Genomic DNA, 5,762 nt, shown 5'->3' on the forward strand with positions numbered 1-5,762 from the left:
GACCCAACCGGCTGCCGCCAGGGCTCACGCAGGATTCTCCAGCGTAGCTGATAATAGTCCTGCCATTCCTGTTCTGTGACAGGCGTACGTAATTGCCAATGCCGCATAAGGTACTACTCCGGGTACTAATTTTGTAATAAAAAGGTCACAGGGCCGTCATTAACAAGACTAACCTGCATATCAGCACCGAACTGGCCAGTAGCGGTATTCAGCCCCAGCGACCGGCAACACATGACAAACTGCTGGTAGTACTGCAGGGCTTTCTCTGGCTGCGCCGCTGGCGTAAAACTTGGGCGCAGACCAGATTGTGTATCAGCCGCCAGTGTAAATTGCGACACCACCAGAATGCTGCCTCCTGCTTGCTGTACATTCAGGTTCATTTTACCGTTGGCATCGGCAAAAATGCGGTAATGGCAAACTTTATGCGCCAACTTGCTGATATCAGCTTCACTGTCCGCCGACTCAACGCCGAGTAACACCAGAAGTCCATGTTCTATCTGAGCTATGCAGGTCCCCTCTACGGTTACTGAGGCTTGCCTTACCCTTTGTATTAATGCTTTCACTATCTCAATCTACCTTTATTTCTGGCTCCGGAGCGATTTGATCGGGGTCATCTGCGTCAACAGGTTCGGTATCAGCCGCAATTTGCTGCAGCAAAGCCGTTAACTCGGCCCCCAACAATACTACCAGCCAGCACAAATACACCCAGACAAACAAAATAGGTACTAACGCCAAAGCTCCGTAGATGGTGTCGTATGACGGAAAATGGGTAATGTAAAAGCCGAAACCGCGCTTGGATAACTCAAACAACACCGTCGCCAGTAACGCGCCGTAAAAAGCATGATGTGAGCGTACTTTAATGTTGGGGACCACAACATACAGGATAAAAAACGCCAACATTGAAATGAGATAAGGCACTATGCCAAGAGCCAATGTTGATAAGCCTGGCGTATAATTTTCAGCAAAGCGGGTCAGCCCTACCAGATATGAACTCAGTACGATTGAAGAGCCGAATAATACCGGCCCCAGCGTCAGTATCATCCAGTAGATGGAAAACGAAATAATGGGTCTGGGTCGCTTTGTCACCCGCCAGATTTTGTTCAGTGTTTTATCAATATTGTAAATCAGCAACAACGCCACGATCACCAGTGCCGTAATACCTACCGCCGTCATCCCCCCGGTATTGCCAATAAACTGGCTGATATAGGTCTGAATTTCGTCCCCACGGGACGGAATTACATTAGCGTAGACAAAAGTTTCGATACTTTGTCTGAACTGGCTAAACATCGGAAAGGCGCGAAGCATTGAAAACATCACAGCGATAAAGGGCACCAGTGACAACAGCGAAATGTACGCCAGATAACCGCCTATCATGGTGATTTGGTCCTGCTGACAGCGCTGAGCATACAATCTGATAAATCGTTTTGCGGTATCAAAATAGTGTTGCCAGTCTGGTCTCATAATGTCTCCAAGGAGGTACTTACAACTTGAGGATACAAGAAAAGCTCAGTAGCAACCAGCTCTTCGCCACAGTCCGTACAAACAAAAAAGCCGGTAAAATACCGGCTTTTTCACTTGTTTATACCTGACTAGTCAGCGCTGCGGCTGGCACGTTTACGGTCATTCTCGGTTAAGTGGCGCTTACGGATACGGATTGACTTTGGTGTTACCTCTACCAGCTCGTCATCATCAATAAACTCAAGTGCCTGCTCCAGCGTGTAGCGGATTGGCGGTACTAGGTTAATCGCTTCATCAGTACCTGAAGCCCGTACGTTAGTAAGCTGTTTGCCTTTCAAGCAGTTAACGGTCAAATCGTTACTACGGCTGTGAATACCGATAACCTGACCTTCATACACTTCTTCTGCATGGCTGATAAACATGCGGCCACGCTCCTGCAGCGAGAAAATAGCGTAACCGGCAGCTTTACCCATCGCATTTGAAATCATTACGCCATTTTGGCGCTGACCGATAGTACCGCCTTTATGTTCACCGTAATGATCGAAGCTGTGGTACATCAAACCAGTACCTGAGGTGATCGTCATGAACTCGGTACGGAAACCAATTAAACCGCGGCTTGGCATCAGGAAGTCCATGCGGATACGGCCTTTACCATCTGGCTGCATATTGGTCATTTCGGCTTTACGCTCGCCCATTTTCTCCATGATCGAGCCTTGATGCGGCTCTTCACAGTCAATGGTCACGTTTTCCATTGGTTCCATTTTCACGCCATCAACCACTTTCATGATAACTTCCGGGCGTGATACCGCTAACTCAAAGCCTTCGCGACGCATGTTTTCGATCAATACACCAAGGTGTAATTCACCACGGCCTGATACTTTAAATTTGTCACCGTCATCAGTTTCTTCAACGCGCAGTGCCACGTTATGCTTCAGCTCGTTATTCAAACGCTCTAAAATCTGGCGTGACGTAACAAACTTACCTTCTTTACCGGCAAACGGAGAGGTGTTTACCTGAAAGGTCATCGTAACAGTAGGTTCATCTACCTGCAGTGCCGGCAGAGCTTCAACTTTAGTGGTCGCACAAATGGTGTCAGAAATTTTAAGCTCGCCAAGGCCGGTAAAGGCGACGATATCACCGGCAGACGCTTCGGTAGTTTCAACGCGCTCTAAGCCAAGGTAACCAAATACCTGACCTACCTTGCCATTGCGTTTCGTGCCATCAGCACCGACGATTGTCACCTGCTGGTTAGGCTTTAAGGTGCCACGCTTGATACGGCCGATACCGATAATGCCTAAATAGCTTGAGTAATCCAGCTGCGATACCTGTAACTGGGTTTCACCATCGAGCTCAACTGCCGGAGGTGCAACATGGTCAACAATGGCCTGGAACAAGTCGGTGATATCAGGTTTTGGTTCGTTGTGATCCAGCGTTGCCCAGCCATTTAGCGCGGACGCATACACAATCGGGAAGTCCAGCTGCTCATCGGTAGCGCCTAAGTTATCGAACAGGTCAAACACCTGATCAATTACCCAATCAGGGCGCGCGCCCGGACGGTCAATTTTGTTGACAACAACAATTGGCTTTAAACCGTGGGCAAAGGCTTTTTGCGTAACGAAACGAGTTTGTGGCATAGGGCCATCTACGGCATCAACCAGCAGCAATACTGAGTCGGCCATTGACAATACGCGCTCTACCTCGCCACCGAAGTCGGCGTGACCTGGTGTGTCGAGAATATTAATGTGGTAACCGTTCCAGCGCACTGACGTATTTTTAGCCAGGATAGTAATACCGCGCTCAGACTCCTGCGCGTTGGAGTCCATGACGCGCTCCTGCATTTTTGCGCGGGCATCGAAGGTGCCAGACTGCTGCAGCAGTTTGTCAACCAAAGTGGTTTTACCATGGTCAACGTGCGCAATAATGGCAACGTTGCGCAGCTTATCTAAATTTGTTGCAGTGACGCTCATGTAAACTATCCTCTGTGGCACTAGATGACCATAATGACCACCAGGCAAAACTAACTGAAACGAAAGGGCGCACATTCTACTCTGTTTTTACAAGGAAAGAAAAACAGCAACGGAGAATTAAGCAAATTTTTTTAGCGAACAGTAAATCAATGACTAGACTTAACCCTGCAACCAATGCACCATCAAGATGCACATAGGCACCTAATTGGTGCAACTTCAAAATTAACAGCCAAACATACTTAGGTAAAGTGCATATATTTCATAGTGTTAAAGCTTTGGCACATATCTGGCATTTATTGGAGCAACACCGCTAAATCAGTTCAAAACAGATTAATTGGAGGAATGCATGTCTGCATCATCTGTACTGAGTTTAATTAAAGAAAATGAAGTGAAGTTTGTAGATTTACGTTTTACTGATACCAAAGGTAAAGAGCAGCACGTGACAGTTCCTGCAAACCAGATTACCGAAGATTTCTTTGAAGACGGCAAAATGTTCGACGGTTCATCTATTCTGGGCTGGAAAGGCATTAATGACTCAGACATGATCCTGATGCCAGACGCCTCTACTGCCGTACTGGATCCTTTCTTTGAAGAAACCACGCTAAACATTACTTGTGATGTTATCGAACCAAGCACCATGCAAGGCTACGAGCGCGACCCACGTTCAATTGCAAAACGTGCAGAAGAATACCTGAAATCTACCGGCATTGCCGACACTGTGCTGTTTGGCCCGGAGCCGGAATTCTTTATGTTTGATGACATTCGTTTTGAAACCAACATGTCAGGTTCATTCTTTAAAATTAACTCTACAGAAGCCGCCTGGAACTCAGGCACCAGCTACGAAGATGGTAACAAAGGCCACCGTCCTGGTGTTAAAGGCGGTTACTTCCCATTACCACCGGTAGATTCAGGCCATGATATCCGTAGCGCCATGTGTATGGTGCTGGAAGAAATGGGTCAGACAGTTGAAGCTCACCACCATGAAGTAGCTACTGCTGGTCAGAATGAAATTGCAACTAAGTTCAATAGCTTAACCAAGAAAGCTGATGAAGTGCAGCAGCTGAAATACGTTATTCATAACGTCGCTCACCTGTATGGCAAAACAGTTACTTTCATGCCAAAACCACTGGTAGGTGACAACGGCTCAGGTATGCACTGCCACCAGTCACTGGCAAAAGATGGTGTAAACCTGTTCGCCGGTGACAAGTATGCCGGTTTGTCAGAATTAGCGCTGTATTACATCGGCGGTATCATTAAGCATGCTAAAGCTGTCAATGCGTTCACTAACCCGTCGACCAACTCTTACAAACGCTTAGTACCGCACTTTGAAGCACCGGTAATGCTGGCTTACTCAGCGCGTAACCGTTCAGCGTCTATCCGTATTCCATTGGTACCAAGTGCTAAAGCGCGCCGTATTGAGTGTCGTTTCCCGGATCCTGCAGCTAACCCTTACCTGGCGTTCACTGCCCAGTTAATGGCGGGTTTAGACGGTATCCAGAACAAGATCCACCCAGGCGATGCGATGGATAAAGATCTGTATGACTTACCTGCTGAAGAAGCGGCGAATATTCCGCAGGTTTCTACTTCACTGGAAGAGTCACTGAACGAGCTGGATAAAAACCGCGCTATCTTCACCAAAGGCGGCGTAATGTCTGACGCGATGATCGATGCTTACATCGATATTAAACGTGCTGAAGCCCGCAAAGTTGCTGTTGCTGTTCATCCGCTTGAGTTTGAACTGTACTACAGCGTGTAAAAATAGCCTGATTGAAAAAGCTCACTTCGGTGAGCTTTTTTTTTGTAGAAAAACAATACAAAGCAAGCTAGAGTAACCGTTCAGAACAACAAAATAATAATAAAAGACTAATGGATTAATGCATGAATAAAGTGTTGTTTACTTTACTAATATTGTTTTCGACCAGCGTATTACAAGCACAGGAAAACAAAAAAGTCTTCGTCACCCGGGACGCAAACGGCGTGCTGGTGTTTTCTGATAGCCCACAACCCGGCGCAGAAGAAGTGAACCTGTCAAGCCGTGCCAATATCATGGCAGCAACAGATCCAACCCTACCGTCCCGTAAACAACCCGCGAAAGAGCCATTCACCGTTGAAATTGCACAGCCTGAAGATCAAGGCACTGTGCGCGACAACACAGGCTCAGTATATGTGTCCGGTAAAATCAGTCCGATGTTTGAACGTGGTCTGCGAGTGCGTCTGCTGGTAGATGGTAAACCCCAGGCAGAACCGCAGAACAATGCGGTATTTATCTTGCGGGATGTCGAACGTGGTGAGCATAAGCTGCAAATGGAACTTTTTGACCAAAGCGGCAAGCTTATT

At 47.2% G+C, this 5,762-nt stretch carries 5 protein-coding genes; 2 read left to right on the plus strand and 3 right to left on the minus strand.

The window, feature by feature from the left end:
* Window positions 1-125: 125 nt before the first annotated feature.
* The 3 genes from dtd to typA form a co-directional block, all read right to left on the minus strand.
* Window positions 126-563, minus strand: a complete 438-nt coding sequence (dtd, locus tag VIN66_RS11845) for a D-aminoacyl-tRNA deacylase (RefSeq protein ID WP_331924178.1) — start codon at window positions 561-563, stop codon at window positions 126-128.
* Window positions 564-567: 4 nt separating this feature from the next.
* On the minus strand, window positions 568-1,461 hold the full coding sequence (locus VIN66_RS11850) for a virulence factor BrkB family protein (RefSeq protein ID WP_331924179.1): 894 nt from the start codon (window positions 1,459-1,461) through the stop codon (window positions 568-570).
* 128 nt (window positions 1,462-1,589) lie between these two features.
* On the minus strand, window positions 1,590-3,425 hold the full coding sequence (gene typA / locus VIN66_RS11855) for a translational GTPase TypA (protein WP_331924180.1): 1,836 nt from the start codon (window positions 3,423-3,425) through the stop codon (window positions 1,590-1,592).
* A 346-nt stretch (window positions 3,426-3,771) separates the two neighbouring features.
* Here typA and glnA point away from each other — a divergent pair, with 346 nt between their 5' ends.
* Window positions 3,772-5,181 carry a glutamate--ammonia ligase gene (gene glnA, locus VIN66_RS11860; RefSeq protein WP_331924181.1) on the plus strand — a complete coding sequence of 470 codons (1,410 nt, stop codon included), beginning with the start codon at window positions 3,772-3,774 and terminating at the stop codon, window positions 5,179-5,181.
* Window positions 5,182-5,303: 122 nt separating this feature from the next.
* Window positions 5,304-5,762: DUF4124 domain-containing protein (locus tag VIN66_RS11865; RefSeq protein WP_331924182.1), on the plus strand; the 459-nt coding region annotated here is incomplete at its 3' end.

Source organism: Rheinheimera sp., from assembly GCF_036568245.1.
Taxonomy (GTDB): domain Bacteria; phylum Pseudomonadota; class Gammaproteobacteria; order Enterobacterales; family Alteromonadaceae; genus Alishewanella.

Bases quoted from the DNA above. Each gene is read 5' to 3' on its own strand.
- typA (WP_331924180.1), bottom strand. From the start codon at position 3,425: ATGAGCGTCACTGCAACAAATTTAGATAAGCTGCGCAACGTTGCCATT.
- VIN66_RS11850 (WP_331924179.1), bottom strand. From the start codon at position 1,461: ATGAGACCAGACTGGCAACACTATTTTGATACCGCAAAACGATTTATC.
- glnA (WP_331924181.1), top strand. From the start codon at position 3,772: ATGTCTGCATCATCTGTACTGAGTTTAATTAAAGAAAATGAAGTGAAG.